The organism is Thermofilum pendens Hrk 5 (assembly GCF_000015225.1).
Lineage (GTDB): Archaea > Thermoproteota > Thermoprotei > Thermofilales > Thermofilaceae > Thermofilum > Thermofilum pendens.
This window is the reverse complement of sequence record NC_008698.1, coordinates 1,119,434-1,143,604: the sequence shown is the minus strand read 5'-3', so window position 1 is coordinate 1,143,604 and position 24,171 is coordinate 1,119,434. Positions and strand designations below refer to the sequence as shown.

28 protein-coding genes are annotated in these 24,171 nt (G+C 58.7%); 18 read left to right on the top strand and 10 right to left on the bottom strand.

Annotated features, from left to right (window positions below):
• Positions 1-28: 28 nt before the first annotated feature.
• Entirely contained in the window at positions 29-436 is a 408-nt protein-coding gene (locus tag TPEN_RS06180; protein WP_011752867.1) for a hypothetical protein, read from the bottom strand.
• Positions 437-506: 70 nt separating this feature from the next.
• Here TPEN_RS06180 and TPEN_RS06175 point away from each other — a divergent pair, with 70 nt between their 5' ends.
• Complete coding sequence (locus TPEN_RS06175) at positions 507-1,904, top strand: ArsB/NhaD family transporter (protein ID WP_011752866.1); 1,398 nt, start codon at positions 507-509, stop codon at positions 1,902-1,904.
• 8 nt (positions 1,905-1,912) lie between these two features.
• Here the strand turns inward: TPEN_RS06175 and TPEN_RS06170 are convergent, their stop codons facing one another.
• The gene (locus TPEN_RS06170; RefSeq protein ID WP_011752865.1) at positions 1,913-3,124 is read right to left on the bottom strand and encodes a saccharopine dehydrogenase family protein; all 1,212 of its coding nucleotides are present in this window, start codon (positions 3,122-3,124) and stop codon (positions 1,913-1,915) included.
• 93 nt (positions 3,125-3,217) lie between these two features.
• On the opposite strand from TPEN_RS06170, the gene TPEN_RS06165 reads away from it, so the two are divergent.
• Positions 3,218-3,943, top strand: coding sequence for a GTPase domain-containing protein (locus TPEN_RS06165; protein ID WP_011752864.1), 726 nt, complete (start codon positions 3,218-3,220; stop codon positions 3,941-3,943).
• Between the two features lie 45 nt (positions 3,944-3,988).
• The gene (locus TPEN_RS06160) at positions 3,989-4,687 is read left to right on the top strand and encodes a hypothetical protein (protein WP_052885220.1); all 699 of its coding nucleotides are present in this window, start codon (positions 3,989-3,991) and stop codon (positions 4,685-4,687) included.
• Positions 4,688-4,706: 19 nt separating this feature from the next.
• Here the strand turns inward: TPEN_RS06160 and TPEN_RS06155 are convergent, their stop codons facing one another.
• Positions 4,707-5,978, bottom strand: coding sequence for an NAD(P)/FAD-dependent oxidoreductase (locus TPEN_RS06155; RefSeq protein WP_011752862.1), 1,272 nt, complete (start codon positions 5,976-5,978; stop codon positions 4,707-4,709).
• Positions 5,979-6,061: 83 nt separating this feature from the next.
• On the opposite strand from TPEN_RS06155, the gene TPEN_RS06150 reads away from it, so the two are divergent.
• On the top strand, positions 6,062-6,706 hold the full coding sequence (locus TPEN_RS06150; RefSeq protein ID WP_011752861.1) for a potassium channel family protein: 645 nt from the start codon (positions 6,062-6,064) through the stop codon (positions 6,704-6,706).
• A 3-nt stretch (positions 6,707-6,709) separates the two neighbouring features.
• Positions 6,710-7,453, top strand: a complete 744-nt coding sequence (locus TPEN_RS06145; protein WP_011752860.1) for a mechanosensitive ion channel domain-containing protein — start codon at positions 6,710-6,712, stop codon at positions 7,451-7,453.
• Here the strand turns inward: TPEN_RS06145 and TPEN_RS06140 are convergent.
• Positions 7,434-8,801, bottom strand: a complete 1,368-nt coding sequence (locus TPEN_RS06140) for an APC family permease (protein ID WP_011752859.1) — start codon at positions 8,799-8,801, stop codon at positions 7,434-7,436. The two genes, TPEN_RS06145 and TPEN_RS06140, sit on opposite strands and share 20 nt — an antisense overlap.
• A gap of 37 nt (positions 8,802-8,838) precedes the next feature.
• Positions 8,839-9,651, bottom strand: a complete 813-nt coding sequence (locus TPEN_RS06135) for a PIG-L deacetylase family protein (protein WP_011752858.1) — start codon at positions 9,649-9,651, stop codon at positions 8,839-8,841.
• Between the two features lie 125 nt (positions 9,652-9,776).
• Here TPEN_RS06135 and TPEN_RS06130 point away from each other — a divergent pair, with 125 nt between their 5' ends.
• The 4 genes from TPEN_RS06130 (at position 9,777) to TPEN_RS06115 (ending at position 12,978) form a co-directional block, all read left to right on the top strand.
• Positions 9,777-10,547: a class I SAM-dependent DNA methyltransferase gene (locus TPEN_RS06130; RefSeq protein WP_011752857.1), complete on the top strand. Its 771-nt coding sequence runs from the start codon at positions 9,777-9,779 to the stop codon at positions 10,545-10,547.
• A gap of 46 nt (positions 10,548-10,593) precedes the next feature.
• Complete coding sequence (locus tag TPEN_RS06125) at positions 10,594-11,280, top strand: alanyl-tRNA editing protein (RefSeq protein WP_219729826.1); 687 nt, start codon at positions 10,594-10,596, stop codon at positions 11,278-11,280.
• Positions 11,281-11,330: 50 nt separating this feature from the next.
• Positions 11,331-11,756, top strand: coding sequence for an EamA family transporter (locus tag TPEN_RS06120; RefSeq protein ID WP_245534146.1), 426 nt, complete (start codon positions 11,331-11,333; stop codon positions 11,754-11,756).
• A gap of 64 nt (positions 11,757-11,820) precedes the next feature.
• The gene (locus tag TPEN_RS06115) at positions 11,821-12,978 is read left to right on the top strand and encodes a DUF763 domain-containing protein (RefSeq protein WP_011752854.1); all 1,158 of its coding nucleotides are present in this window, start codon (positions 11,821-11,823) and stop codon (positions 12,976-12,978) included.
• Positions 12,979-13,032: 54 nt separating this feature from the next.
• Here TPEN_RS06115 and TPEN_RS06110 read toward each other — a convergent pair whose 3' ends face one another.
• Complete coding sequence (locus tag TPEN_RS06110) at positions 13,033-13,644, bottom strand: hypothetical protein (RefSeq protein ID WP_011752853.1); 612 nt, start codon at positions 13,642-13,644, stop codon at positions 13,033-13,035.
• A gap of 10 nt (positions 13,645-13,654) precedes the next feature.
• Complete coding sequence (locus tag TPEN_RS06105) at positions 13,655-14,338, bottom strand: hypothetical protein (protein WP_011752852.1); 684 nt, start codon at positions 14,336-14,338, stop codon at positions 13,655-13,657.
• Positions 14,339-14,561: 223 nt separating this feature from the next.
• Between TPEN_RS06105 and TPEN_RS06100 the strand changes: the two genes are divergently transcribed.
• From TPEN_RS06100 to TPEN_RS06070, 9 genes are all read left to right on the top strand, one after another.
• A complete protein-coding gene (locus TPEN_RS06100) occupies positions 14,562-14,828 on the top strand; it encodes a hypothetical protein (RefSeq protein WP_011752851.1) in 267 nt (88 codons plus the stop codon).
• Positions 14,829-14,830: 2 nt separating this feature from the next.
• Positions 14,831-15,274 (top strand): type II toxin-antitoxin system VapC family toxin, encoded by a 444-nt coding sequence (locus TPEN_RS06095; protein WP_245534194.1) that lies wholly within the window; start codon positions 14,831-14,833, stop codon positions 15,272-15,274.
• A 51-nt stretch (positions 15,275-15,325) separates the two neighbouring features.
• Positions 15,326-17,074, top strand: coding sequence for a hypothetical protein (locus TPEN_RS06090; protein ID WP_011752849.1), 1,749 nt, complete (start codon positions 15,326-15,328; stop codon positions 17,072-17,074).
• 31 nt (positions 17,075-17,105) lie between these two features.
• Positions 17,106-17,705 (top strand): MarC family protein, encoded by a 600-nt coding sequence (locus tag TPEN_RS06085; RefSeq protein WP_052885219.1) that lies wholly within the window; start codon positions 17,106-17,108, stop codon positions 17,703-17,705.
• A gap of 5 nt (positions 17,706-17,710) precedes the next feature.
• Positions 17,711-18,685 carry a hypothetical protein gene (locus TPEN_RS06080; protein WP_011752847.1) on the top strand — a complete coding sequence of 325 codons (975 nt, stop codon included), beginning with the start codon at positions 17,711-17,713 and terminating at the stop codon, positions 18,683-18,685.
• Between the two features lie 143 nt (positions 18,686-18,828).
• The gene (locus TPEN_RS09990; RefSeq protein WP_187146314.1) at positions 18,829-18,987 is read left to right on the top strand and encodes a hypothetical protein; all 159 of its coding nucleotides are present in this window, start codon (positions 18,829-18,831) and stop codon (positions 18,985-18,987) included.
• Complete coding sequence (gene hepT, locus TPEN_RS09860; protein ID WP_148677986.1) at positions 18,965-19,267, top strand: type VII toxin-antitoxin system HepT family RNase toxin; 303 nt, start codon at positions 18,965-18,967, stop codon at positions 19,265-19,267. The genes TPEN_RS09990 and hepT overlap by 23 nt, the downstream gene beginning before the upstream one ends.
• The gene (locus TPEN_RS06075; RefSeq protein WP_011752845.1) at positions 19,245-19,676 is read left to right on the top strand and encodes a nucleotidyltransferase domain-containing protein; all 432 of its coding nucleotides are present in this window, start codon (positions 19,245-19,247) and stop codon (positions 19,674-19,676) included. The genes hepT and TPEN_RS06075 overlap by 23 nt, the downstream gene beginning before the upstream one ends.
• A 137-nt stretch (positions 19,677-19,813) precedes the next feature.
• The gene (locus TPEN_RS06070) at positions 19,814-21,196 is read left to right on the top strand and encodes a hypothetical protein (protein ID WP_011752844.1); all 1,383 of its coding nucleotides are present in this window, start codon (positions 19,814-19,816) and stop codon (positions 21,194-21,196) included.
• Between the two features lie 149 nt (positions 21,197-21,345).
• Here TPEN_RS06070 and TPEN_RS06065 read toward each other — a convergent pair whose 3' ends face one another.
• Genes TPEN_RS06065 through TPEN_RS06055 form a run of 3 tightly spaced genes read right to left on the bottom strand, consistent with a single transcriptional unit; the run spans position 21,346 to position 24,103 of the window.
• Positions 21,346-22,590 (bottom strand): radical SAM/SPASM domain-containing protein, encoded by a 1,245-nt coding sequence (locus TPEN_RS06065; protein WP_052885218.1) that lies wholly within the window; start codon positions 22,588-22,590, stop codon positions 21,346-21,348.
• The gene (locus TPEN_RS06060; RefSeq protein WP_011752842.1) at positions 22,587-23,486 is read right to left on the bottom strand and encodes a prenyltransferase; all 900 of its coding nucleotides are present in this window, start codon (positions 23,484-23,486) and stop codon (positions 22,587-22,589) included. The genes TPEN_RS06065 and TPEN_RS06060 overlap by 4 nt, the downstream gene beginning before the upstream one ends.
• A gap of 14 nt (positions 23,487-23,500) precedes the next feature.
• A complete protein-coding gene (locus TPEN_RS06055; RefSeq protein WP_011752841.1) occupies positions 23,501-24,103 on the bottom strand; it encodes an HD domain-containing protein in 603 nt (200 codons plus the stop codon).
• Positions 24,104-24,171: the final 68 nt, after the last annotated feature.

The following is a 24,171-nucleotide window of genomic DNA, read 5'->3' as shown; positions in this document are numbered from 1 at the left end:
AAGTTTCCGCCTGAGCCCCCGGCTCGCGCTAGGCTTTCTTGAACTCTATCTTCGCGACGTTGACTATCTCGGCGCTAATGTAGAGCGCCAGGCCGCCTAGGAGCAGTAGCACGCCTGCCACGGTCGCCGGGATAAGTAGCACTGACGCCGCTACCAGCGCGGTGAGTCCCGCCATGCGGAAGTTGCCCTTCTCCGAGTAACGCTCGTTCGCGTAGGACGTGAGCGCGGCTACGGCGAAGGAGACTGCGGAGAACGCCATGTACTCGACGAAGGGCCTGCTCAGGAACTGTAGCCCGTGGATGTACTCGAAGAACAGCTTGATTGCCCAGAAGATACCGTAGACCACGGCTACGAGGATGCCTATCCTCACCGACAGCTCCCCTACCCGGGCGAAGTTCGCCGCCGTCTGAACCCATTTTTGTGCATCGCTGGACACGCGGCGTACACCTCTGGAGTACTTCGTGGGAAAACTCTTATGTTTTTCCGTTCTTTGCCGTTGAAGCTTCATGGTCGTGGAGCGCGCGGCCTCCCAGCAGTACGCCTTCAGGGTTCTCCTAGTGCTGGTAGCCGGTCTGGTCACCGCTCTCGCGTCCTCGCTCCTCGGGTTGGAGGCCCAGCAAGTGCTCGCCCTGACAGCCTTCCTGATGACGATATACGCGACCCTGCTACTCTGGACCTACAGGCTCCCCTTCGCGTTCCTGGGGGTCTCCGCCCTCTTCCTGCTCGGCGTGCTCGATGTAGAGTACTTTGTCGAGCACTCGCACCTGGACGTGATAGCCTTCCTGATAGCGATGATGACTATCGTGGGCTACCTGGAGGAGGACAGGTTCTTCGAGTTCATCGCCCAGGAGATCGTGAGGAGGGTCGGTGTAAACTTCAGGGCAACGTTCCTGGTGGTAGTCTTCCTGTCCGGCTTCCTGGCCCCGCTGGTCGACGAGGTTACCTCGATACTCGTTATGCTGTCCGTAGTGCTCCCGCTGAGCGGAAAGATAGGCGTCGACCCCCTACCGCTAGTCATTGCCTCCATCTTCGCGACGAACATAGGTAGCGCTATGACCCCGCTCGGGAACCCTGTGGGCGTTCTCGTGGCGTTCGAGTCCGGGCTGACCTTCTCGGACTTCCTGGCGCGGGCCGCGCCCGTCTCCGCGCTGTCCCTGGTGGTAGCGGCGGCTATACTCATGCATTTGTTTAGGGGGTACATCGAGGAGGGAAACGCCCTCGCCTCGCAGAGGTTTACCGATGGGTGGAGCGTGGCATCCCTGGAAAGGAGAACCCTCTACAGGGACGCGTCCGTGTTCTCCGCTACGATACTCTTCATAGCCGCGCACCACGTTTTAGAGGAGGCTCTCGGCTTGCCGAAGAACTCCCTCCTCCTAGCAGCCCCACTGATGGTGGCTGGGCTCATAATGTTGCTAGACCCTTCGAGGGGGTTTCACGCGCTGGAAACTAAGGTGGAGTGGCCTACCCTCGTATTCTTCTTGTTGCTCTTCGCATCGGTCGGAGCCTTGGAGAAAACGGGCGTCGTAGAGGTTCTGTCGAAGAGTCTAGGCTCTCTGTCCGCGTCGGGGGTAGGCGCCTTCATGGGAGCGTTCACGCTTTCTTCCTCCCTTATGAGCGCCTTCATGGACAACGTGATCGCCGTCGCGATTCTATCCCGGGTTGTACACGAGCTAGGCGCCCAGGGGTTCCACACAGAGCCGTTCTGGTGGCTGACGCTATTCTCGGCCGTCTACGCCGGGAACCTTTCACCGATAGGTAGCACTGCGAACATAGTGGCGCTCAGCGTCCTGGAGAAAAGGCTGGGCAGGTCCGCCGGGTTCAAGGAGTGGCTGAGAGTCGGGCTACCGGTTACGGCGGCAACCCTCGCCCTGGGCTTCGCGGCTGTCTACCTCCAGATCCCGTAGGCGCCCCGCTAGGCAACGGTCCTGAACTCCTCGCCTACAGTTATCCCCTGAACCCTCAGGTAGTCCAGTACCGCGCGCCTAATGGGCCCGGGTAGGGCTTCACCGGGTACGACCCCCCTAAGCCTTCTCCCCTTAACCGCGCTGAGCACGGCTAGGAGGCTCAGAGCCGTGGGGTACGTGATGTAGGTAGCCCCCGGCATCAGCTCGTTTACCCTTCTCTGCGATGGGAAGACGAGGTACCTCTTCGAGACCGCCCTCTCGCCTCTAACCTCGCCCTCGGCGTACACCTGTAGCGCGAAGTAGGCGTCCTCGAGGTCCCCCTCCTTTACCACCCTGACTATGTACTCGGGGGAGGGGGTCGGGGGCAGGATGTGGTAGAGTAGCTCCCTGGGGGTTACCGTCGCCTTGCGTAGCTTCACGGGCACGTCGCTCAGTATGCCGAGCCTGTACAGAGCCCTCAGGACTTCTATGTCGCTCCCGCCGGCCAGGTAGTAGAAGTTCGAGATCCTCAGGAAAGCCGGGATCGTGTAGGCTTCGTCATTAGAGACGGAGTAGCACCTAACGGGGCCTATGGGCTCCGGGAAGTTGCAGAGCGCGCTCTCGGAGAAGGGCTCCCTGAGGGAGTACTTCCTGCCGCGGAAACACAGCTCAGGCGAAGCAACGTTGAGCATCTCCTCCCTCGACCACGGAATCACGAACGAGCTCCCCCTCTGGTCCTCGAGGGACATCACGTAGAGAGACTCCGCCGAGTCGAGATCCTCGTAGACCTCCCTCGCGAGTATGTTGGAAAGGCCGGGGGAGGCCCCCATGTTTATGAGGGCGAGAAGGCCCGCCTCGCTGAACGCCTTGGAGAAGGAGAGCTGCTCGGCCCTCCTCCTCTTCCCCCCGTAGCAGGCGAGGTCCGCGTAGTTGAGCCCCGCTTTCAGCGCGACGCTCATTAGCTGCGGGTTGAGCAACCTTTCAGCCTTGTCGACCTTTACGAACGTCGGGAGAGAGTTCACCAAGAAGTCGTAGCCCGCTACCTTCGCCTTTAGCTCCTCGGCGGCGAGGGCGTCCGCCCTCTCCACCGGTATGCCTAGCGGCTCCGGGTAGTCGAGGTACCTCTTAGCCCTCTCCACGTCCTTGTCCAAGCACAGAACCTCGTCCGCAACCTTCCACTTGGCCGCGAGCCTAGCCACGAGGGAGCCGACAGCCCCGCAACCGACAACAACTATCTTCATGCTTTTCACCGGCGCTACTTACGCGCAAGTGGACCTAATATATTAGCATGCGAAATACATAAAGGTGTACGGGTTTACGTTCACTGAGCGTAGATGTCGCTCTACAAGCTCGTAGTCTTCGCAGGCGCGAAGGGCTCGGGCAAGTCCTCCCTTATAAAGGCTCTCTTCCCGGAGCTCGACGTAAGGTTCGACGAGCCGTCCTACTACAGGGACTACCCCCTGAGCGGAGGGGTCGTGGTGCGGGAGGTTGCAGGTAGGCACGAGTCCCTAGACGTGGTCTCGACGATCGCCGGGAGGTGGAGGATTAGCGTCGGAGTCCTAGTCGCCGATGCCAGCCAGCCGTTCCAGAGGGCCCTCGAACCAAAGGCGCTCGTAGTCGTCGAGAACGCGGAGAGAAAGTGCTTGGTGGCGGCGAAGGCGGATTCCCCCTACGGAGACACTGTCGCGAGGCTTAAGGGCTTCGCCGGGGAAAGGGGGTTCGAGTTCTTCGCAGCCTCCGTGAAGGACCCCGGGAGCATCGAAGAGCTTAGACTCTGGGTGCTCGAGGGGCGGCGCCCCGAGGTCAGGAAGCCCGAGCAACCCCGGGCGGTAGCCCCGCCTGTACCCGTAGACCTCGTACCCGTACCTGCCCCCAAGGCTCCGGGTAAGGGTGCGCTGTCCGAGGAAGAGCTGGCAGTGTTCGAGCTCTGCGACGGTAAGAGGGGGCTGGCCGAGATAGCTAGGATCACGGGTAAGAGCTACGGCGAGGTTAAGAGGATAGCGGACTCCTTGATGACGAAAGGCTTCATAGCAGGGTTCAAGACGCGGGTAGCCTTCTAGACGAGAGTTAACCTTAATAGCGCGCGTTGCGCGATTGCGCGAGGCGTGCAGACAATGGCGACGGAGATAGCCAGAATCCTGATGAGGATACAGAAGCATTTTGCCCCAACGGTTCACGTGCTGGTACCACAGATGCTATTTGCCTACATGGTTTCAAGCGTAGCCAGGGAGGTGTCTTCGCCGAGCGAAGTCAACAAGGCGCTTTTCAGGAACGGCGTGTGGAGTGGCACAATAGCGATGACGAGGATGGCTAAGCCCGAGGATCTATCCGCGCTGTGGCCGCGCAGGTTCGACCCGGGAAAGCTCGCCGGCTTCGTCAAGGTATTCGGGGAGGGGGCTTGGTACATCTTCGCCGGGCACCTGCCGAGGCTTAACGCTAAGCCCGTAGCGGATGGGGTTCTCTGGATAACCATCGAGGAGGGGGAGGGTAAGGAGGCTTTCTACAGCATAGAGGTTCCCGAGGGTGTAAACGTGTTCTACTTCCTCGCGGGTGCCTACGAGGGAGCCACGCAGACAGCCTTCAGGATGCTCGGCGAAGAGGAGAGGTGGATAAGCATGTGGAGACCGCTACCCGGGGGGAGGGGGATACACGGTTTCTACGCTCTCCGGGAGATCGGCGCCGAGAGAATAGTGGAGGCGGCGATAAACGCCGACAGGGATTTCTTCAGCACAGTATCCTGGGAGGATAGCTCTAGGTTCGCGGAGGAGCTTCTCGGCGTCAAGTTCCCAGCCCTCTCGCGCTGAGGCATCAGCCGCTGTCGCGCTACCCGGCTTTTAGCCTTTTCTTCGAGTAGTCCCTCTTCTTCCCCGCGAAGGGTTGCTTCAGGAGGAGCTCCGGGAAGTGCTTCAAGAGGTATTCGTAGAGCCTGCGGCTAGCGCTTCTGTCGGCCCTGTAGAGTAGCATGGAGAGTAGCCTCGAAGCTTCCTCGTCGGAAAACACCATGGAGAGCCCCAGCCTCTGCAGCGCCGGGCTCGAGTACATGAGCCTCGTGAGCTTCAAGCCGTAGGCGTACGCGTCTTCCCCGAAGTCTGCCCACCACTTAGCCTCGTACTCCTTCAGCAACCCGGGATCCTCCTTGTCGAGCGCCTGCTTAACGGTCTCCGCGGCTAGCCGCCCGCTCCGCACAGCCCCCGAGATCCCCTCGCCTGTTAACGGGTGCACGAAGCCTGCCGCGTCCCCGGCTAGGAGCACTCTCCTCTCCTGGGAGTACGTGACCGCCCTAGGCTTCCCGGGGATCAGCCACGACCTGTCCACACGTAGGCGCCCGGGCTCGCTCAGAATGCCCATCCTCCGGGCTAGCTCGAGCCCCCGGGCGAAGCCCTCCAGGTGTAGCCTGCCGTACCTTGCGGACTCTGCCAGCGTGGTGCCCATCCCGACGTTCATGTGGTTCCTCTTCGGGAATACCCACATGTACCCGTAGGTGACGAAGCCGAACATCAGGAATATCGGAGTGAAGCCGTACTCGTGACGCCACCTCTCCACCTCCGCGGATACCGGGTACTCCGCCTCGGTGCCCCAGCAGTGCCCCAGGTTCTCCGGCCTCAGAGGCGGGAAGCCGAGAGCCCTCTCTGGGAAGTTCCCCGCCCCGGTTGCTACGACCGCGTACCTCCCCTCGACCACCTCTCCCTTCCTGCTCCTCACAACCACCTTATCGCCGTCAACGGTTATGGAGGAGGCTTCGAAGCCGTGCTTAACCGTAGCCCCGTAGCTCTCCGCGAGCTCCCTCAGCTTCGCGTCGAAAACGCTACGCCTCACGAGACCGTAGCCAAGCCCCGGTATAGCGTCTACGAGTACCTTCTCGCCGGGTAGTACAAGCACGTGTCCCTCAGCGTAGTTCTCGAACGTTTCCAACGCCTCCGCGGCGCCCAGCTCTCTAAGGCTGTTCTGGGTAAGCACGGATATCCCTCCGCCGCAGTACTTGTCCCTGTTCCTCTCGCCCTTCTCGAGAACCACCACGGACAGCCCTGCCCGTGCCGCCGCGATAGCCGCGGAGGACCCTGCGGGTCCTCCCCCGACGACTACCAGGTCGTACATTGAGGTAAAACTGGAGAAACAGCTAGATAAGCGTGTCTCTCTAAAGGTTTTTAAGTTCTCTAGGAGTACCTCTAGGGAGCGCTATGTTCGTCGCGGTGATAGGCGGGGGAAGGGTCGGCTACTCGATAGCGGAGTTCTTCTCCAAGAGGGGCGACAGGGTTGTCGTCGTGGAGAAAAACGAGAAGGTGTGCGGCGAGCTTGCCGGGAGCCTCGACGTCACCGTTTACTGCGGTGACGCCAGGTCTATCAGGCTACTCGAGGAGGCCGGGGTAAACAAGGCCGACGTCCTCTTCGCGGTGTCGGGTAGCGACTCCCTAAACATACGCGTAGCGTCTGTTGCCAAGAAGAGGTTCGGGGTACCGAGGGTTGTCGTCAGGGTGAACCACGCCGAGAACAAGGAGAAGGCGGCCCAGTCGGGGGCAGACGAGGTCATATGCCTGGACGAGGTGGCAGAGCTCTTCGTAAGGGCTGTGACAGAGGTAGACTACAGGGTTCTCTTCAAGCATGGGGGTTTCGCGGTCGTAGAGATCAGAGTGTTGCCGGACTCCCCGGCGATAGGCAAGCCCCTGCGGGAGCTCGTCGAGAAGGGCTTGAAAGTGGTGGCGGTCGTGCGGGACGGGAGCCTCGTGGAGGCGGGGGAAGACCTCGTGTTGGAAGCCGACGATAGGCTCGTGCTCGCCGGGAGAGAGGAAGCAATAAATGAGACTAGGCAGGATATTCTTGGATAATGGATGTTCGAGCTCAGCCTGCCTTGGGGCTTTGCCAACCTACTACTCTTCCTGGCTAGCATAGCGCTGACGGTCGTAGCCGGCTACCTTTTCTCGGTGGTAGTGAGGAAGTCGCTAGGAAAGATCAACCCCCTCCTCTCCGAGATAATCAGCCGCTACGGCTCATGGACTATCTACGTGGTAGGGCTCCTTGTGTCGTTAGAGCTCCTGAACCTGAGGCTCGAGACAGTCCTCGTGTTCACGGCGCTTCTAGGCGCGCTTGTAATCCTAGGCTTGAAGGACGTGCTACCGAGCATCTTCGCACGGCAGTTCCTCGAAATGTACAAGCCTTTCAGGGTTGGAGACTGGATTAGGGTCGGCGATACTTGCGGAAGAGTGATCGACGTCAACGACCTCTACACGGTCGTCTTCACGTCGTCCCACGAGAAGCTCTACATCCCGAACAGCAGGCTTCTGCAGGAAAGGGTGTACAACCTGACCGCGGGTACAGGCTTCTACGTCGACGTAGACTTCGCCGCGAGCCCCTCGGAGGGGTTAGACCAGCTACTGAGGAAGGTCAAGGGCGCCATCGAGGAGGAAGCCAAGGAGGAGGGGCTCGAGGAGCCGGAGATCTTCGTCGTAGGGCTTGAGCCCGACGCGGTTTACCTGAGGGTAAGAGTGAGGGTGCTTAACCCCCAGAGGAAGGACGAGGTAAGGTCGCGCTTACTCAGAAGGGTGTACAAAGCGGTCAGGGCGACGAGGGAGTGAGGGGCTCGGCTCGGCGCCTCCTAGAGTAAACGGCGTAGACCAGGAGGCCTGCGAGGAGCCAGGCGAACCCTACGAGCCTGCCCTCCTTGTGCGTGGATACCACCATGAGCCACATCGCCAAGTTCGTCAGGAAGCCTAGGACGGCCCCCAGGGGCACGTACACCTTCCTGCCGCCCACTCTGAGCGGGACGTTGCCCGGAACCTTGTACGGCCTGTACCTGTGCGGGTCCTTAACGCGGAGCGCCAGGACCGAGAGGTTGACGACCATGTAGGATAGCAGGGCGCCGAAGTTGTAGAGGTCTGCCGCTAACCCGAGGTGCCCGACGTAGGCTAGCAGTAGCTGGATTACCGCGAAGACCACTATAGCCCTGTAGGGGGTCTTGAAGCGGCCGTGTAGCTCCGTCAACCAGCGGGGAAGCATCCCCTCCCTCCCCATCGCGTAAACCATCCTCGACACCCCCACGATCCCGGTGTTCGTCGCGGCGTAGCAGACCGTCATACCTATCACGGAGACCCACAGTGCGAGCACCGATCCGTAAGGCAGGTGCTCCGCCACCACAGCCGCCGGGTCCTTCTGGGAGGCGGCGAGAACCTCCCACCCGACAGTGCCGACAGCGAGCGTCGAGAAGAGAAGCGCGAAGAAGATGACAACTACGCTCACGAGCTTCACAGCCCTCGGTATCGTAGCCCCCGCCCTCCTGGTCTCCTCGGCCGTCTGCGAGATTACCTCTATCCCGAGGTACGACGCCATCGCGAGCGTCGAGCCGTACATGAAGCTCTGCCAATCCGGGTTCACCCCCAGGTTTACCTTGTCGAAGAATGGTTTGAAGCTCGTCAGGTAGCCTATACCCATTATCACGCTTAGACCGGCGATGTCGAGCAGGACTAGCGCAGAGCTAAAGGCCGCGGACTCCCTGATGCCGAGAATGTTCAGCACGACGAGGAAGAAGACGAGCAGAGCCGCTACGGGCCCGAAGAACTCGTCCCGCTTCAGCAAGGGGAAGAGGTGCCCCAGGTAGCCCGTAGTCGAGAGAGCGAATATAGAGCCGGTAACGACGTAGTCCAGCAGGAGGCTCCACCCGGCTATGAAAGCGGCCAGCCTTCCAAAAGCCCTATCCGCGAATACCATCCCGCCCCCAGCCTCAGGGTAGGCTGCGCTGAGCTCCGCGTAGCTGAGAGCCGTGAAAAGGTACGACACCGACGCGACTGCGAATGCTAGGGGTGTCGCTGGCCCGGCGTAGGCGGCGACGAGCCCCAGGGTCATGTAGATACCTGCCCCTACGTCCGCGTAGCCGAAGCTGAAGGCCTCGAGCAACCCGATCCTTCTACGTAGCCTCTGCTCCCCCATCCGCGTCCCCGAAGGTTTTGCGCGCTACTCTTTTACCCTAGACTATCTCCGAGAGGGCAGTGGCGTGTAACAGGGTTGCCGGGAGGACTCTCAGTGGCTCCGCGTACCTCGCACCGACCCTCGCGCCGTAAGCCGCCATCAGCGTCTTCAGGTATAGCTCGAATAGCCCCCAGTTTTCCTCGAACTGGCTCCGGTGGCTTCTAAGGGCGTTTAGCTTGATGTCCACGTAACCGTCAACCGGCTGGAAGAAGTTAGGCCTAGCAGTGTAGTAGAAGACCAAGCGTTTAACAGCGTGAGGCGCGCCGACGTGTACCAGCGGTAACGGTGATAGCATCACTGCCTCCGCCGCGAGCAGTCCTCCGACCCTGTGGTCGGGGTGAGCCTCGTAGAGCAACCATGGGTCGGGCGAGAACACTACGTCCGGCCTCTCCTCCCTTATCACCCGGATAACGCTGTTCCTGGCCTCCGGGGTGTAGGGCAGCTCGGTGTCGGGGTAGCCGAGCCAGATTACCTTTTCGACACCGATTATCCTGGCCGCCTCCTCCTGCTCCTTCCTGCGGATCTCCGCCAGCTCTCGGGGGTCGACGCCCGGGCTCGTAGTCCCCTTGGAGCCGTCGGTCAGGATTAGGTACACGACCCTTTTCCCGCTCCTAGCGAGGTACGCGAGCGTCCCTCCGGCGCCGTACTCGCAGTCGTCCGGGTGCGGCCCCACGCAGAGCACCCTCTCCGCGTCTTCGAAGGGGTTCTTCAGCTCTTCGAACAGCTCTGCGGCAACCCTCCTCAAGGCCTCCTCGGGGCCTAGCTCCGAGGCTAGCTTCCTCGCGTAGTCTTCGAGTGAACCTTCGTTCACGCCACTAAACCTCGGCCCCCCGTAATATTCTTATCTCCCTGTCGGAAAAACGTAAAGGGTTCTCTCGGGGACCGGTTACAAATATTTAAGTCAAGTTTTTATGAGAGGCTAAGGTTAAGTATGCCGTGATAAAGGACGATTCTTACGCGTTGTACTACGACTTACTGTACTCTCACAGGGATATAGGCGCGGAGGTAGACTTCCTCGAAAGAGTGTTCAGAGACTACTCGCTGATACCCGTGAAGAGCGTTCTGGACGTTGGCTGCGGAACTGGTCTCCACACGATCGAGCTCGGTAGGAGGGGGTACAGGGCCGTCGGGGTGGATATCTCGCAGAACATGCTGGAAGTAGCGAGGTCGAAGGCTCGGGAAATGACGAACGTCGAGTTCATACTCTCGGACGCGACTAAGCTCGGCTTCAACTCGGAGTTCGACGCAGCTATAGCGATGTACGGCGTTGTGAGCTACTTCGTGGACGACGAGTCCCTACTCGGCTTCCTGCGCTCCGTTAGGAGGGCAATCAAGCCCGGCTCTGTATTCGTGTTCGACACCTGGAGCCTTGTCGGGGTGCTTGAGAAGAGGGTCTACTACGAGACTCCGTTCTCAAGCTTCAGGAAGTCCGGCTCGCAACTGGCAATAAAGGAGGAAAACTGGAGGGTGGACTTCCTGGACCAGGTTGCCTACGCCGAGATACAGTGGTCGATACTTGACCTCGCTAAAGGCGAGATAGATGTCTTCAAGCACTCCTTGAAGCTAAGGCTCTTCACGCTGAGAGAGATAGTCCACGTGCTTAGGGAGAGCGGTTTCGAGCTCGTAAAGACGTTCGAGGACTACTCCGGGAAACCCTTCACGGAGTCGAGCTCCGAGATCGTTGTTATCGCTAGGGCCCTGCCCTGAGAGGTGGTGCCCGCTGACCGAGGAGCTCTTTCTGAGGGACTCCTACTTGAGGAGCTGCGAGGCCACGGTTACAGGGGTCGAGCTTCTCAAGGGGTCTAAGGCCTACGTGGAGCTGGACAGGACGATCTTCCACCCGCTCGGCGGCGGACAACCCTCGGACGAGGGCTCTATAGTCTCGCCCCGCGGCGCCTTCGCGGTGAAGAAAGCGATCAGGGATAGAGGTAGGATCAGGCACTGGGGGAGGATCGAGGCTGGAAGCTTGGAGGTAGGAGACACCGTGCGGTGCGAGCTGAACTGGGAGAAGAGGTACTTAGTGATGAGGCTACACACCGCTGGACACATACTGGACTACGCGATGCTCAGGCTTTACGGGCGGCTCGTCGAGACGCTTGACGCTTTCCACGGGCCCCCGGAGGCCTACCTCGTGTACAGCGTGAGCGAGCCGCCCGACGCGTACAGGCTGGAGGAGGAGGCGAACAAGGTCGTAGAGAGGGGGTTGAGCGTCGCCGTGAAGTTCGTACCTCGGGGAGAGCTACAAGCCCACATATACAACGCCCCCAACGTCTCCAGGCTCCCGCCCTCCGAGGAGTACCGGGTCGTCGAGATCCCCGGGGTGAACGCGATGCCTTGCACCGGTACCCACGTCTCGAACACGAGGGAGGTTGGGCGGATCAAGGTGCTCGGCGTGGAGAGGGAGGTTGTCGGGGTCAAGGTAAGGTACACCGTTGTCTAGGACTCTCTTAACCGATTGACTAATATCCCCCCGCACCTCCCCGGTGAGCGATGGGCATGAACGAGTGGTTCCTGCTCGCACTCCTGGACGCATTCTTCGCCGCGCTCGCCACGATCTTCGCTAAGATCGGCCTGCAGAACGTTGACTCCATCACAGCCACTGCTCTGCGGTCCGTGGTGATGATGCTGTTCGCCGTCGGGATGATGCTAGCGTTCAGGGGTACAGGCTTCGTATCGACCATAACCTCCAGGGAGGCCCTCTACATACTCCTGAGCGGGATCGCGGGGGGCGCCTCCTGGGTCCTCTACTTCCTCGCGTTGCAGAAGGGGGAGACAACGCCCGTATCGCTGGTGGACAAGTCTAGCCTCGCGTTCGTAGTCCTACTCTCCGTCCTAATCCTCCACGAGGAACTCACAGTGAAGAAGATAATCGCCGTCGGGCTCGTGCTGGCAGCGATCTACATCCTCGCGGTGTAGCAGTAAACTTTCGGGCAACTCGAGAATCAGTATTTATCCCCGTTTTTGCACATCTTAGCGAAGCATGAAGACCGGGGTAGCAGAGCTGCCTCTGCACGACGGGAGCGTCCCCCGCTGGCTCATAGCCAGGATGGAGAGGCTAGCGGGGATCCTCGTAGAGATGATAGTCGAGGAGTACGGTACGCGGGGCCTTCTCGAAAGGTTAGCCGACCCGGTGTACTTCCAGGCTATCAACAACATAATAGGCATGGACTGGGACAGCTCGGGCTCGACGACGGTGACTACGGCCGTGCTGAAGAAAGTGCTGGAGGAGAGGGAGCTGGGGGTAAAGGCTTGCGGTGGGAAGGGCTCTTCGAGCAGGAAGGCCCCCGAGGAGATAAGGCTCCACGCCGAGAAGTACGGGCTTGACCCGTCGGGGCTCGTGTCCACCTCCTACCTCGTCGCGAAGGTGGACAGCGCGGCGCTACAGGCCGGCTACCAGCTGTACCACCACGCGTTCTTCTTCGACGAGGAGGGCAGGTGGGCTGTCGTCCAGCAGGGTATGAAGCCTTCTACTCGCACTGCTAGGAGGTACCACTGGTTCTCGGAGCGCGTGGGCGACGTCACCGTCGAGCCTCACAGCGGCATCCATGGGTTCAGGGAGCCCTTCGCGCTCAACACGGTAGCCGCCGAGGCGGGGGAGTTCCGCAGGCTGGTAGTCGACCTCGTAGGTGAGGGGGCCTCCAGGCTTGAACGCCTCGTGAGCGAAGCGCTCCGCGTTCTGGAAGGCTACAGCCCGCTCGTCAGCTACGCGCCCTACAGCGCCGAGAAGGCGCGGTCCCTGCGCGAGAGGATGAGGCGCCTGGGCAAGCCCTCCCTAAGCCGCGAGGCTCTAGCATCGCTCGCAGGCAGGGGCGTGGAGAGCTTCAGGGATATTCTCGCCGCGAAAGCCGTGGGGCCCTCAGCTATAAGGGCGCTCGCGCTAGTCGCCGAGCTCGTATACGAGACGCCCCCGTCGTGGCGCGACCCCGTAACGCACCAAGTGGACCCCTTCAAGTTCGCGTACGCGGTGGGGGGAAAGGACGGGGTACCGTTCCCCGTGGACAGGAAGACGTACGACGAGCTAATCTCGATACTCGAAGAGTTGAAGCAACGCTTCAGAGGCGAGCCGGGAGTATTCAGAAGACTCGCCGAGCTTACGAAGAACTGGACACCGCCGCCCGAGGAGAAAGTACCCACCTAGCCAAGACGCTGAGCCTGCTACAGTTAAGACAGAAAGAGAAAAGGGAAAAATAGTCTAGGGGACGTATACCGCCGTTGCGTACCCGTCGTTGTAAGTTATGCTACCCGGGCTACCCTGGTCGTTGTAGAAGTACGCCCAGTCTTGGTACACCGTGTAGCCCTTGCTCCTTGCTATAGCCGCGAAGTCGTGCTCGGCGTACTCGGGGTAGCCGCTCCAGCTCTCGAGCGGGTACTCGTCGTAGTGCGTAGTTCCAATGACGTACTTACCCCAGGCGGGGTCGTAGATGTAGTCCGGTGGGTTCGGTGCGTACACCCTCATGTGTAGGTAGACGTACCCGTTGAGGTAGTTGCTGTATACTACGCCCTTAGTGCCCCGATCCGTGTCCCAGACCCAGCCGTTGCTGTAGATATACGCGTACATGGGGTTAGCGAGTATCGTTAAGCCGAAGAATATGTTCTTAACCTTGTTCACGTCGGCGTTCCCGTAGAAAACCATGGTTACAGGCCAGTCGACGTTACTGCTACTGACAACCTGGCTCTTGAAGTCGTAGTTGTAGAAACCGGTGCTTGTAACCCAGAGAGCCGTTAAGCCCCCGCTGGCGACCCTCAGCGAGAGAACTATGCACGAAACAACGATCAGGGAGAGAAGCCTTCTCCCCAAAGCCATACCCGTCACCTCACGGAGTATACACAGGAGACGTGTACCTCTCCACGACGGTCATGGTTGCCAGATCCACGGCTACCAGCACCTCGCCCTTATCGGAGAAGGCGCTGAAAACCGCGAGCCCTCCCGGGTACTCCCCGCTGTGGTACACCGCGACGAGGTACAGGTTCACGCTGGGACCCAGCGACTGTACGAGTCTGTGGCTCGCAGCCACCCTCCTAGCCTCCTCCAGCCTGGGGCTCAAGGGGGTATCGCGGGGTGGCCGCGTAGGCACTGCCTCCACCCTCTCTACACGCCCAGCCGTGAGGTTAACCGTGACTATCAGTGTGCGCGCCCACATGCTAGCCCTGTACTTCGGCGTCTCTAAGCCCTCGATCCACTGAGGCTCAGCGAGCTCTACCAGAGCCTCGACCTTGCTTCCCGGGTATACGCGGAGCTGGTCGAGGTTTTTGACGGTCCAGTTCGAGCGGGAAAGGTATGGGGCGAGGAAGCTATCCCTCCGCAAAACCGATAGTAGGGTTTCCTTCTCCTCCCGCGTGAGTAGCCTCCCGGATCCCTCTGGGTGCGCGGCGGGGGCCGGAGGCTTGGGAGGCGGTGGGGGGCCAGCGAGGTAGGGTAGGCTTCCGAGGGCTACAGCAACGCTGATCAAAGCCGCGGACACGGCTAAGGCCACTAGTAAGGCTAGTAGTCCCCTCAAGGCCCTTCCCCGCGGCTTTTTGTAGCGATAACTGCGTTTATAGATTTCCCACAAGCATAAATTAAAGCCTTCAAAAGGCTGGGATTGCCCGGGAGGCTTGTTAGGCTTTGCTCTGTGAGCGTTTTATACCTTTAGACAGGCTAGCCTCCGAGCCGATCTACCCAGCGAAGAGTATACAGTAAACTTTATTAGAGTAATTACTCCAACCCTTACATAGTTACACATGAGAAAGGTGAAAACGAGCATCACGGTCGACAGCGAGCTTTGGGAGGAGTTCAAATCTAGGGTTGGTAGCGAGAGAGGTTTGAGGGCTCTTAGCCGCGCCATAGAGGAAGCTTTAGAGGAGGAGGTCAGCGATGTGCTCGTAGTTAAAGCTTTAGAAAAACTGCTGGGAGAGGGGGAGGTGCCGCTGGACGTTACTCCCGTTAAGCCCAGAGTGGCTACGAACGCAGGGGAAGCTGTCAGGGAGCTAAGGGGGGCTAGGCTTTGACCGTGGTCTACTTGGACTCTAGCGCCGTAGTTAAGCGCTACGTACTTGAGCCCGGTAGCGAGGTCGTCAGCAGAGTGTACTACAAGGCGCTGAACGGAGAGAGCACTCTCTCTTTTTCGGCATGGAATATAGGCGAGGTTTTAGGGGTCCTGGATAAGTACTACAGGCGGGGGTGGCTGAGCAGGGAGGATTACGAGAAAGCGAGGTTTCAGTTCCTGGGCGAGACTATAAGACTGTTAAAGCTGAGGCTTCTGAAAATAGTTCCCGTTAGGACCAAGCTACTAATAGAGACTTGGCGCATAGTGGAGAAATACCACGTCTACGAGGCTGACGCTCTTCAGCTCGTCTCGGCGAAATACGTAGGAGCCGAGGAGTTCTATACGGGAGACGAACAGTTGCATAAAATAGCCGCCGAAGAGAGAGTTGGCAGCGTCTACGTCGGCTAATTGTACGCATAAGCTTTATACCTCTCTTACCCATAACCATTGAGGCGATGTATGGGCGAGGGTGGAGCGGGCGACGAGAAGTTCTCCGAGCGCGTACTGTTGCTGAGGAGGTTCCTCCCGCAGCTGGACGGTCCTCCTCCAAACGCCTTCAGGGTTAAGGTTTTGAGGGAGGTTCTAGGGCTCGGGGTGCTCGACCAGCCTAAGACCATAGAGGAGATTGCCCGCGTGGTTACAGACGAGCAGTTGAAGCACATGTTGATGTACTCGCCGTACAGGGGTATCTACGACTTCCGGGGGAGGTACTACACTGTTAGGAACGGCGAGCTACTCTTCGAGGATTCGAGCGGGGCTGTTGAGAGGGCTGTCCACGAGGCTGTCAGGATTCACGGTTTAAAGGCTTACGCTGTTCTTAAGGCTCTTCTGGACGCCCACGAGGCGCCCTTCGGCTACGTAGCCGCTAAGGCCTCGGAGATACTCGGCGAGCGCGTGTACCCCGCGCGTATCCTCGCGGAGCTACGCGACAGGTGGGGGCTCGTGTGGGAGGCGGGGGACCGGGAGGAGAAGCTTTGGAAGATACCGGAGGAGATTAGGCCCTTCGTGGCGGCGGCGCTTGCCAGGTACGAGGCAGGCGGCTTGAGGAGGTTTAGCACGCGGCAGGCTGAGGAGGAGTTCCTCGAGGTGTTGAGGCGCGAGGAGGAGCTGGACAACTACGTTAGGACGCTGCTTAGGGAGAGGCTGGACGAGGTGCTGGACTTCGGGGAGAAGTTCTCGGTGGGCGAGCTCGAAGGCTACCTGGTGGACCTCTTCGGGCGGGTCGTCTTCTTCGACGAGCTACTGACTCTAGCGCAGCAGTACTCCCTCGCGGACGTGGACATAGTCACCGAGGATGGCCACAAGGCTTTGAGCACGGGCTTCAACCTGGCGCTGTTCGGCGAGCCGGGCACCGGGAAGACCTTCGCCACGAAGGACTTCATACTCGGCAACGAGAAGCTCGGCGTGCCTCCGCACGGGATACCGGGGATCAACAGGTACTGCGGCGGGATGACGCCCGCGATGTTCATAGCGATCGGAGAGGCCTACGTCGGTAGAAGGTTTAACTTCATAGTGACGGAGTTCAACGACTGGTTCAAGTACAAGGGAATGGTGGAGCCTTTGAAGCTCGCGATGGAGGGGGGCGAGATATTCTACGAGACCCGGACCTACAGGGTTGGCCCCTACAAGTTCGACTCTTTCTTCAGCGTGAACTACAATACGCACGTCTTCGAGAGGGGCTACGAGGTCACAGTTAAGGACCCGAACTTCAACGCGATAGAGGACAGGATGCTGTGCAGGCTTCACAGGCTCACGAAGGAGAAGTACAGGGAGCTCGCCGAGAGCCAGAGGAGGCTAATGCTGGGTATCTCGACGCGGAAGATGGCGGAGATGGCGCCCAAGATACGCGACCACTTGACGCTTGTGTACTCCGTGTCGACGGGGAGGGTTAGGGTGGAGGGCGTTAAGCGCAGGAAAGTCCTCCTGACGGAGAAGGAGCTGGAAGCCGTGGGGGAAGCGCGCGAAAAGGTGTTCGAGGCGTTAGGGGAGGTAGGGGTCCTGCCGTTCTCCCTCAGGCTAGAGAGAAGGGCGCTACAGCTGGCCGCCGCCCTTTCCCTGGCCAACTACCTGAGGGGGGACGAGGAGGTCCTACCCATAGACAGGGAGGCGTTGAGGCTGGCGGTTAAGTTCTACGTGGAGGAGGCGTGGGTGAGGGCCCAGGAGTCCTTCGACTTGTCCGAAGTGCTGGGGAAACTGGGTGTATCATGATATTTTTAAGAAAGCGCGCCTAACACGCGCGGTGGGCTTCGTGGTCGAGAGCTTGAAGGAGCTATGGGATACGTTCCTGATGCTGTTCATCGTGGTGGACAGCATTGGTAACATACCGATCTTCTACTCCCTGACGTCCGGCATGGGGAGGGAGGAGAGGATCAAGATATTCGAGAAATCGGTAGCCGTGGCCTCGGCGCTACTGGTTTTCTTCGCGGTATTCGGCTACCCCTTCTTCCAGTACTACGGCGTATCGTTCACGGACTTCAAGATAGCCGGAGGGCTCCTCCTGTTGATCATAGCGCTGCAGGGGGTTTTCGGGCGCGTGGAGGCCGAGGCCTTGAGGAGCGAGGACCTCGCCGTAGTCCCGATGGCGACCCCGCTACTGGCGGGCCCCGGGGCTATCTACATGGTCATGTACCTTAACAGCGTCTACGGCCTCCTCCCAACCCTGGTGAGCATAGCCCTCAACACGCTTGCAAGCTACCTCATTCTGACGAAGAGCAACGTGCTCCTGGAGAAGGCTGGTAAGAACACGATCCTCGTTCTCTCGAGGATTTTCTCGCTACTCCTAGCAGTGCTGGCAGTCTCCCTGATAAGGAGCGGCATCTACGAAGCGCTGAGAGGGTAGCAACCTTGCCGCAGGGTAGCGACGCCTCCCTGTTCTCCGCGCTTAGGTTTGCGAGAAGCCTATCTGGGCTGGCTAGGGCGACGGGGCTCCCCATCCGCGCGCTCAGGAAGACCCTCCTAGGGCCGGGCACTCCTTGGAGGCTGAGGTGGAGGTTCGACTTCCGGGCGCTAGGCCTCAGGTTCGTGGGTGTACTATCGGAGAGGAGCCCGGAGGCCTACCCCTTCGTCCTGAAGGTGTACCCCCTGGAGGGGCTGGAGAAGCTGTTCCTCGTGGTGGCTCTCGTAGACGAGCAACGGGTTGACGCGCTCCTAGACAGGCTTAAACCGGTGACAGTGGTGGAGGCGCTCGAGTACAGCTTCTGGACTCCCGACGAGCTACTCGAAAAGGCGGGTTACGGGTTCAGCCCCCTGAGCTACCCCGGCGTAATGGACTTGATGGACTTACCCGAGGAGGGGGGCGCTAGGGTAAGGCCCGACAAGGTAGACCTGGCGGTGATCTCGGGTAAGCTTACGTCCCCGCTCGCCACGTTCAGGAAGGCTTACGAGTCGTCTAGGTCCCTGGACCCGGACCTCCCGAGGCTCACCGCGCAGACATTGAACCGCCACGTGAAAAAACACGTGTTGCCACACTGGAACGGGAACTACGCCTACCGCTACTCGGACACGGAGCCCGTCGGCGTCTACCTGCTGGAGGGCTGGCGCTCCGCCCCCGCTGCGCGCATACTGGTCCGCCTCCCGGGCGCGCACTTCGCGCTGGTAGACAAGAACAGGGCGATCCTTGTCGGGCAGTTCTCGCACGAGAAGAGAGCGGCGCTCCTATCCACGCTTAGAGAGCTTAAAGTCGACATGCCGCCCGGCGAGCTCCTCTGCCCGCCGGGAAGCGCGAAGAGCTACCGGTGGAGGTTCTGGAGGTTCATCGAGAGGAGGAGGTGGGTTGATGCCGGCGACGCCCCTCTAAGCGCTGAGGACTGGTTCCCGTAGTCCTAAGGAGCAGGGTGCTAGTTGTGCACTTCGCGCACGATTCAGAGAAAATAATTTAGCATTCAGCGAACAGTGAGGCTAAGCACTAGTTATTACGACGTGTACTGGAGGTACTAATATAAGCTTGCCATGGGTGTTAACGCATGGTAGGAGTGGATAGGGAATTCGTGCATTCAATGCTTAAAGACGCTGAAGAGGCATTAAAAGAGATTGAAGCAATATGTAGCTTAGAACCTAGCAGGGTTCTTGCAAATAGGACGATGCGTTTTAGTCTAAGGTATTTCGATAGTTCTGATTGTTGAAAGCCTAGCCGATATAGCTATAGCAATACTCGAAAAGGAGTTTAGGATTTCCCCGGAAAGCTATGCAGAAGCATTCTTGAAGCTGGGCGAAAAGGGGGTTGTCAGCATGGAAACAGCAATGAAAATGGCTAAACTAGCTAGTTTAAGAAATATCATTGTGCACAGGTATTGGGCTATAGATGATGCAAGAATTTTAAATGAGGCCAAGGGGAGTGGTACTAAAGCTGTAAGAGAATTTATCGATGAGGTATTAAGGTATGTCGAAACTAAGGATCCTTGAAGAAAAGCTTAGAAGACCTAGGTTTATTCCATGGGATGCTAGGAGGGAGATCATAGCGAGAATAGCCCAACTCCTTATGGATAGACCAGAGGTTTTAATAGCTGTGGTTCACGGTGGTTTTATATCGTCAGATATCTTCAGGGACATAGATATAGCTGTCTACCTCGGCCATAAACTACCGTTCATGGATACAGTGTTCTATGTTGATAGGCTTAGAGATAGGCTCCAGGAGGCTTTAAAGATAGATATTGCCCTGGACGTTCAGCTCCTTGATTACGCACCGCCAGCCTTTACATACAGAATCCTTAGTAGCGGCCAGATAATCGTCGAAAGAATGCCTGGTTTAGCGTCTATCCTGAAAATACGCGCGTTAGAAGACCTCGAGAAGCTAAGGAAATTCAGAGGCTAAAATTAACGCGCGCCGGCAACGCCCCCCAAGCGCTGAAGACTGGTTCCCGCAGTCCTAAGGAGCAGGGTGCTAGCTGTGCACTTCGCGTAGCGAAAAGTATTTAACTATGTAGCGCGATATTTTCCTTAAGGGAAAAAATGACTCATGTTAAGAGCGTAGGGCGCGCGCTCTTATTGGCTGTTCTCGTATTGATTCTCGTAGCCTCGTTAGCTCTATACAATGGCTTTCAGCAAGCGTTTAGCGAATATGCACATTGTAACGGCGGCTATTGGAAAGACAGCAATAATACCCACCTGGTCCAAGATGCTAAGTGGAGGAAAACCGTAAATGTTTACGTGATCGGCGTTGGTGATAGGACCGGTAAAGCTGAGAGTGCACTGCATAAGCTAGGACTGAACGTAAAGGTATCCAGTGTACTTGATAGAAGCGGGATAGAGTGGAGTGATGTAGTTCTAATAGACTCGGACTGGGCTGGATCCATAGGGGTGAGGTATAGGGAGCTCGTGAAAGACACTGTTAGACTTAGAAAACCTGTTGCCTGTTATGGTTCCGATGCTGGCAATAAATTCATAGAGCTTGTTGGCAGAGACTTCTTTCTAAACGAATTATCGCTTTACATTGGAGGCGAACCATTTAGTAATAAAACTCCAAACCTAGAACTGCCCGCCGATGTTAAGTTATTCTCGATTATCACTCGTAGGAGTCAAGGCGATCTACTAGTTCCGGAATACCTAGTTATAGAGAGCATAGAAGAAGACCTTGAAAGAGACATAGCAGAGCTACTTAACTGGTTGATTGATTTAGGCATAGTTGACGGTGAGGTTAAGCACTATAGTATAACTGAGGTCAACGGCTTTAAATACGTAGGATCTATCGATTGGAAAACCTATTATATCAAATATTGCAACAACAACGTTGGTAAACTCCAAGCTAAAAGTGAATACTACTATTACGGAGAGAGGGTTGGCGAAGTCTTCTACAAATGGTTCCTGATTTATGTGAACCATCTCACCACAGGTTATGGGGCTACGACTTGGTGCGGAGCCTGCCCATACGCTAACTGGGCTCTCCACAAGGCCAAAACGGAGATAGATGGACACACGGATACATTCCCGGGCCAGGTTTTCGACGACATGGGGCCTATAAATGCTATGACGTGTGTTAGTAGCATTAGCTATGAGGTATCCGCTGAAGTTAGTGGTGTAATCGCTAGAGTGTCGGTAAGCTATAACCCAAATCAGATGAGCTATACTTCCTCCGTTGACGTGGACACTGGCATTGTAAAGTGGATCCATAGTCCCTGCCAGCACGTTACCGACACGACTTGGCGTGTCGAGCCCTCTGCTATATTCTACTTGGATCCCAGGAAAGAATATGGCTACGAACCTCTCATAGTAACCCATTATTTTTACAGCGAGGTTAAAGGATACACTACTCCACGGTGTGGAGGCACAGCGTATACCTATGGACAATCATCGTACACAGCATATGTTAAAAGTTCAGAAGTAAGTCAGGGCTAACCTAGCTAGAAGATCTTTTTCTTTGTGCATCGCAAGCGGGAAACTGGGAGTGCTGTGAGTGATAAGCAACTTTACCCACAGCTTTAAGGGGCTCCTCGACTATGGTCTCGCTGTAAAGGTGGCGCGTCAGGTACGTCCTCGCGGGTCTCCTAGTTAGGCTCGCCGCTCTTGGCGGCGGGCTGTAGTGGACCGCTCGGTGCCGTTGAGGTGCTTAGCCTTCGGCGCACGAGGGGGCACAGCGGGTCTGGGGCTGTCAGTCTCCCGGTTGCTAGGTAGGCTCTCGACCTGCACCCTCCGCAGACCTCCCTGAACCTGCAACTCCTGCAGGGCTCCTCGAGGTTCTCCCTGTTCCGTATCGCCTTGAAGAGGTCTCCCTCCCACACCTCGATGGCTGGTTGCCGGGCGACGTTTCCCCCTGAGACGGGTATGAAGGCGCAGGGCCAGGCGTCCCCGTTGGGCTTTACGTAGAACATCCCCCTAGCCGCTATGCACCCGGATACCCACCTCGACGCCACCTCGGGTTTGAGCCGGGCTTCCTGCAGGAGGAGGGGGAAGTACCACGGCATGGCGACTGGTATGATTAGGCTCTGCACCTCTCCCTGAACCTTTAGGATCCTCCTGGAGAGCTTTACGAATTCCTCCGGGGTTAAGGAGAGCCAGTCGTTGGACGATCCTCTCCCCACGGAGACGAACGTGTAGAGAAAGATCACGTGGGAGCCCAGCGAGTCTGCGAGTCTCACTACATCCTCTATTTCGTCGACGTTAAGCCTGTTCGCGGTTATGTTTACCTGCACGTATAGGCCCTCTTTCAAGAGGTTCTTGATCCCCCTCACCGCTCCCCTCCAGGCGCCCGGGACGCCTCTCAGCTTGTCGTGTACAAGCGGCCTTGAAGAGTCCAGGCTCACGGCTGCGCCCAGGACGCCCAGCCTCCGCATCTCGGCGGCGACACTCTCGCTGACGAGAACCCCGTTCGTTGCGAATACGACCCCGAAGCCCAGGTCTACCGCGTGCCTGGTCAGCTCCCATATGTCCTTCCTCACGAGGGGCTCCCCGCCCGTGAAGACGAGGGTTCTGAAGTCCTTCACGGTCGTGAGGCTCTCTATAACCCTCTTCGCGCCCTCGGTGTCGAGCTCCCCGGGGTAAGGCCTCCCGGCGGACGCGTGGCAGTGCGCACACCTCAAGTTGCACGCGGCAGTCACCTCGTAGACGGGGTGCGGGGCGTAGCCGAAACACCCCATGGCTTTAGCCCCGTTGGCGCTTCTCAGCAGGGAGGACAGCGACTTCACCCACCGCGAGCCGGGAGACCAACCCGTAGCACTCCGGACGGTCGCCGCGGATAAAACCTGCCGCACGAAGAGCGTGGGCGGGACGTACCAGGGCAGAACCCTGCTCATACGTACACCCATAGCGCGAGGGACTCCAGGGCGCAGAACGTGAGCGTAAGCCTAGCCACGAGGGGGTCGGTGTTCGGCGGCGGAGGGTCGCTCATCACGGCTTTCACGGCGCTTGGCAGGAGAGGTAGCGAGAGGAGCGGTAGAAGCATACCGGCGCCGAGCAAGAGCGATAGGGCTAGCTGGGCGGCGTAAGCCGAGGCCACGTATACCGCGAACAGTATCCTCGAGGGCTTTTTCCCGAGGATAACCTCAAGCGTCCTTACCCCGGCCCTCCGGTCGACCTCCAGGTCCCGGATGTTGTCGCCCATCAGAACAGCGATTACGAGTAGTATTCCCGGCAACGAGACGAGGAGAGGCTTCGCGGAGAAAGACCCCGTAGCCATGTAGTAGAGTGCCGGCGTGTTTACGAGCCACCAGCCGGCTAGCAGGTTGACGTGCCCCAAGGCGCGGTACTTGAAGGTAAACGGGGGACCCGTGTACGCGTAGCCGAGGAAAAGCCCGGCCGCCGCCAGAGCCACAGCGTAGGGTCGGCCCACAGCCGCGGCTACGAATGCCATCAACAGTACGACCCCGGCGAGGACTACGAGCAACCGGAGGAGCTTAGCCCGAGGATACCCCTCCACCAACAGGTGCTTCCTGTAGACCGTCGTCCCCGAGACTCCCGGCAAGTCTACCCCGTGTACGAAGTCGAAGTAGTCGTTCACGAGGTGGGTCCACGCTTCTATGAGGCCCCCGCCTGCAAGCCCGTAGACAGCCATGACCGCGTCGAAGCCGGGGCTTTTCGAAGCTAGGATCAGCACCGGCAGGCCGTACACCGCGTACATCGCTACTGCCCATACGCGCGCGGCTTCCAGCGCGTGAGCCAGGCTTCTCAGCACGAGCCTCAGAAAACCCACTCCCCTAAAATACTTTAGGGTAAGCTTTCCCCGCGCCGCGGCTGGGAGCGTGGAGGGCAGTAGGCTCCCGAATCCTTGAGGACAGCCTCTACGGCGTCGGCCAGAGAGTCCCCGAACTCTCTCCTCGCCCTCGCCGAGAGTTCTTCAACGTGCCTGCACACATTGTCCAGTATCTCTTCAACCCCCGCGTATCCCTGCCTGAGGAGCCTGGAGCCCTCTATTATCGTAGCCAGGTCGTCGCTCGCTTTGACGACCAGGGCTTCCGGGCTCTCAAGCCTCCTCAGCTCTGCGAGTAGGGCGCTGTACGCCCCGAGCCCGAGGCTCCGGAGGGCCTCTTCCTCCGCTTTTCCGAACAGCTCCTCGTCCAGCTGCTTGACGTACCTCACGACGTCCCCCGTAACCGCTTCGGCCACGTCGTGGAGAATGCTCATTGCTAGAACCTTCTCGAGTTCGAGTTCGAAGCCCCGCTCCCTGGCGCGGCGGGCTACGTCGATCGCTACGAGGGCTGTGAGAAACGAGTGGTCGGCGACTGTCTCCGCTATGGATGCTGGGACTCCGCGCAGAACCCAGCCAGTCCGCGGAAGGTGCCTCAAGCTGAGCAGGCGCTCCCACTCCAACCGCTACCACCTCCGCTCTAGAGTCTAAGAGGTATAAATACTCGCGGGACGCGCGAGAAAGAGCCTCT

Bases quoted from the DNA above. Each gene is read 5' to 3' on its own strand.
- TPEN_RS06090 (WP_011752849.1), top strand. From the start codon at position 15,326: ATGGGCGAGGGTGGAGCGGGCGACGAGAAGTTCTCCGAGCGCGTACTG.
- TPEN_RS06070 (WP_011752844.1), top strand. From the start codon at position 19,814: ATGACTCATGTTAAGAGCGTAGGGCGCGCGCTCTTATTGGCTGTTCTC.
- TPEN_RS06170 (WP_011752865.1), bottom strand. From the start codon at position 3,124: ATGAAGATAGTTGTTGTCGGTTGCGGGGCTGTCGGCTCCCTCGTGGCT.
- TPEN_RS06145 (WP_011752860.1), top strand. From the start codon at position 6,710: ATGTTCGAGCTCAGCCTGCCTTGGGGCTTTGCCAACCTACTACTCTTC.
- TPEN_RS06065 (WP_052885218.1), bottom strand. From the start codon at position 22,590: ATGAGCAGGGTTCTGCCCTGGTACGTCCCGCCCACGCTCTTCGTGCGG.
- TPEN_RS06165 (WP_011752864.1), top strand. From the start codon at position 3,218: ATGTCGCTCTACAAGCTCGTAGTCTTCGCAGGCGCGAAGGGCTCGGGC.
- TPEN_RS06075 (WP_011752845.1), top strand. From the start codon at position 19,245: ATGTCGAAACTAAGGATCCTTGAAGAAAAGCTTAGAAGACCTAGGTTT.
- TPEN_RS06175 (WP_011752866.1), top strand. From the start codon at position 507: ATGGTCGTGGAGCGCGCGGCCTCCCAGCAGTACGCCTTCAGGGTTCTC.
- TPEN_RS09990 (WP_187146314.1), top strand. From the start codon at position 18,829: ATGGTAGGAGTGGATAGGGAATTCGTGCATTCAATGCTTAAAGACGCT.
- TPEN_RS06110 (WP_011752853.1), bottom strand. From the start codon at position 13,644: ATGGCTTTGGGGAGAAGGCTTCTCTCCCTGATCGTTGTTTCGTGCATA.
- TPEN_RS06150 (WP_011752861.1), top strand. From the start codon at position 6,062: ATGTTCGTCGCGGTGATAGGCGGGGGAAGGGTCGGCTACTCGATAGCG.
- TPEN_RS06140 (WP_011752859.1), bottom strand. From the start codon at position 8,801: ATGGGGGAGCAGAGGCTACGTAGAAGGATCGGGTTGCTCGAGGCCTTC.
- TPEN_RS06115 (WP_011752854.1), top strand. From the start codon at position 11,821: ATGAAGACCGGGGTAGCAGAGCTGCCTCTGCACGACGGGAGCGTCCCC.
- TPEN_RS06100 (WP_011752851.1), top strand. From the start codon at position 14,562: ATGAGAAAGGTGAAAACGAGCATCACGGTCGACAGCGAGCTTTGGGAG.
- TPEN_RS06120 (WP_245534146.1), top strand. From the start codon at position 11,331: ATGGGCATGAACGAGTGGTTCCTGCTCGCACTCCTGGACGCATTCTTC.
- TPEN_RS06155 (WP_011752862.1), bottom strand. From the start codon at position 5,978: ATGTACGACCTGGTAGTCGTCGGGGGAGGACCCGCAGGGTCCTCCGCG.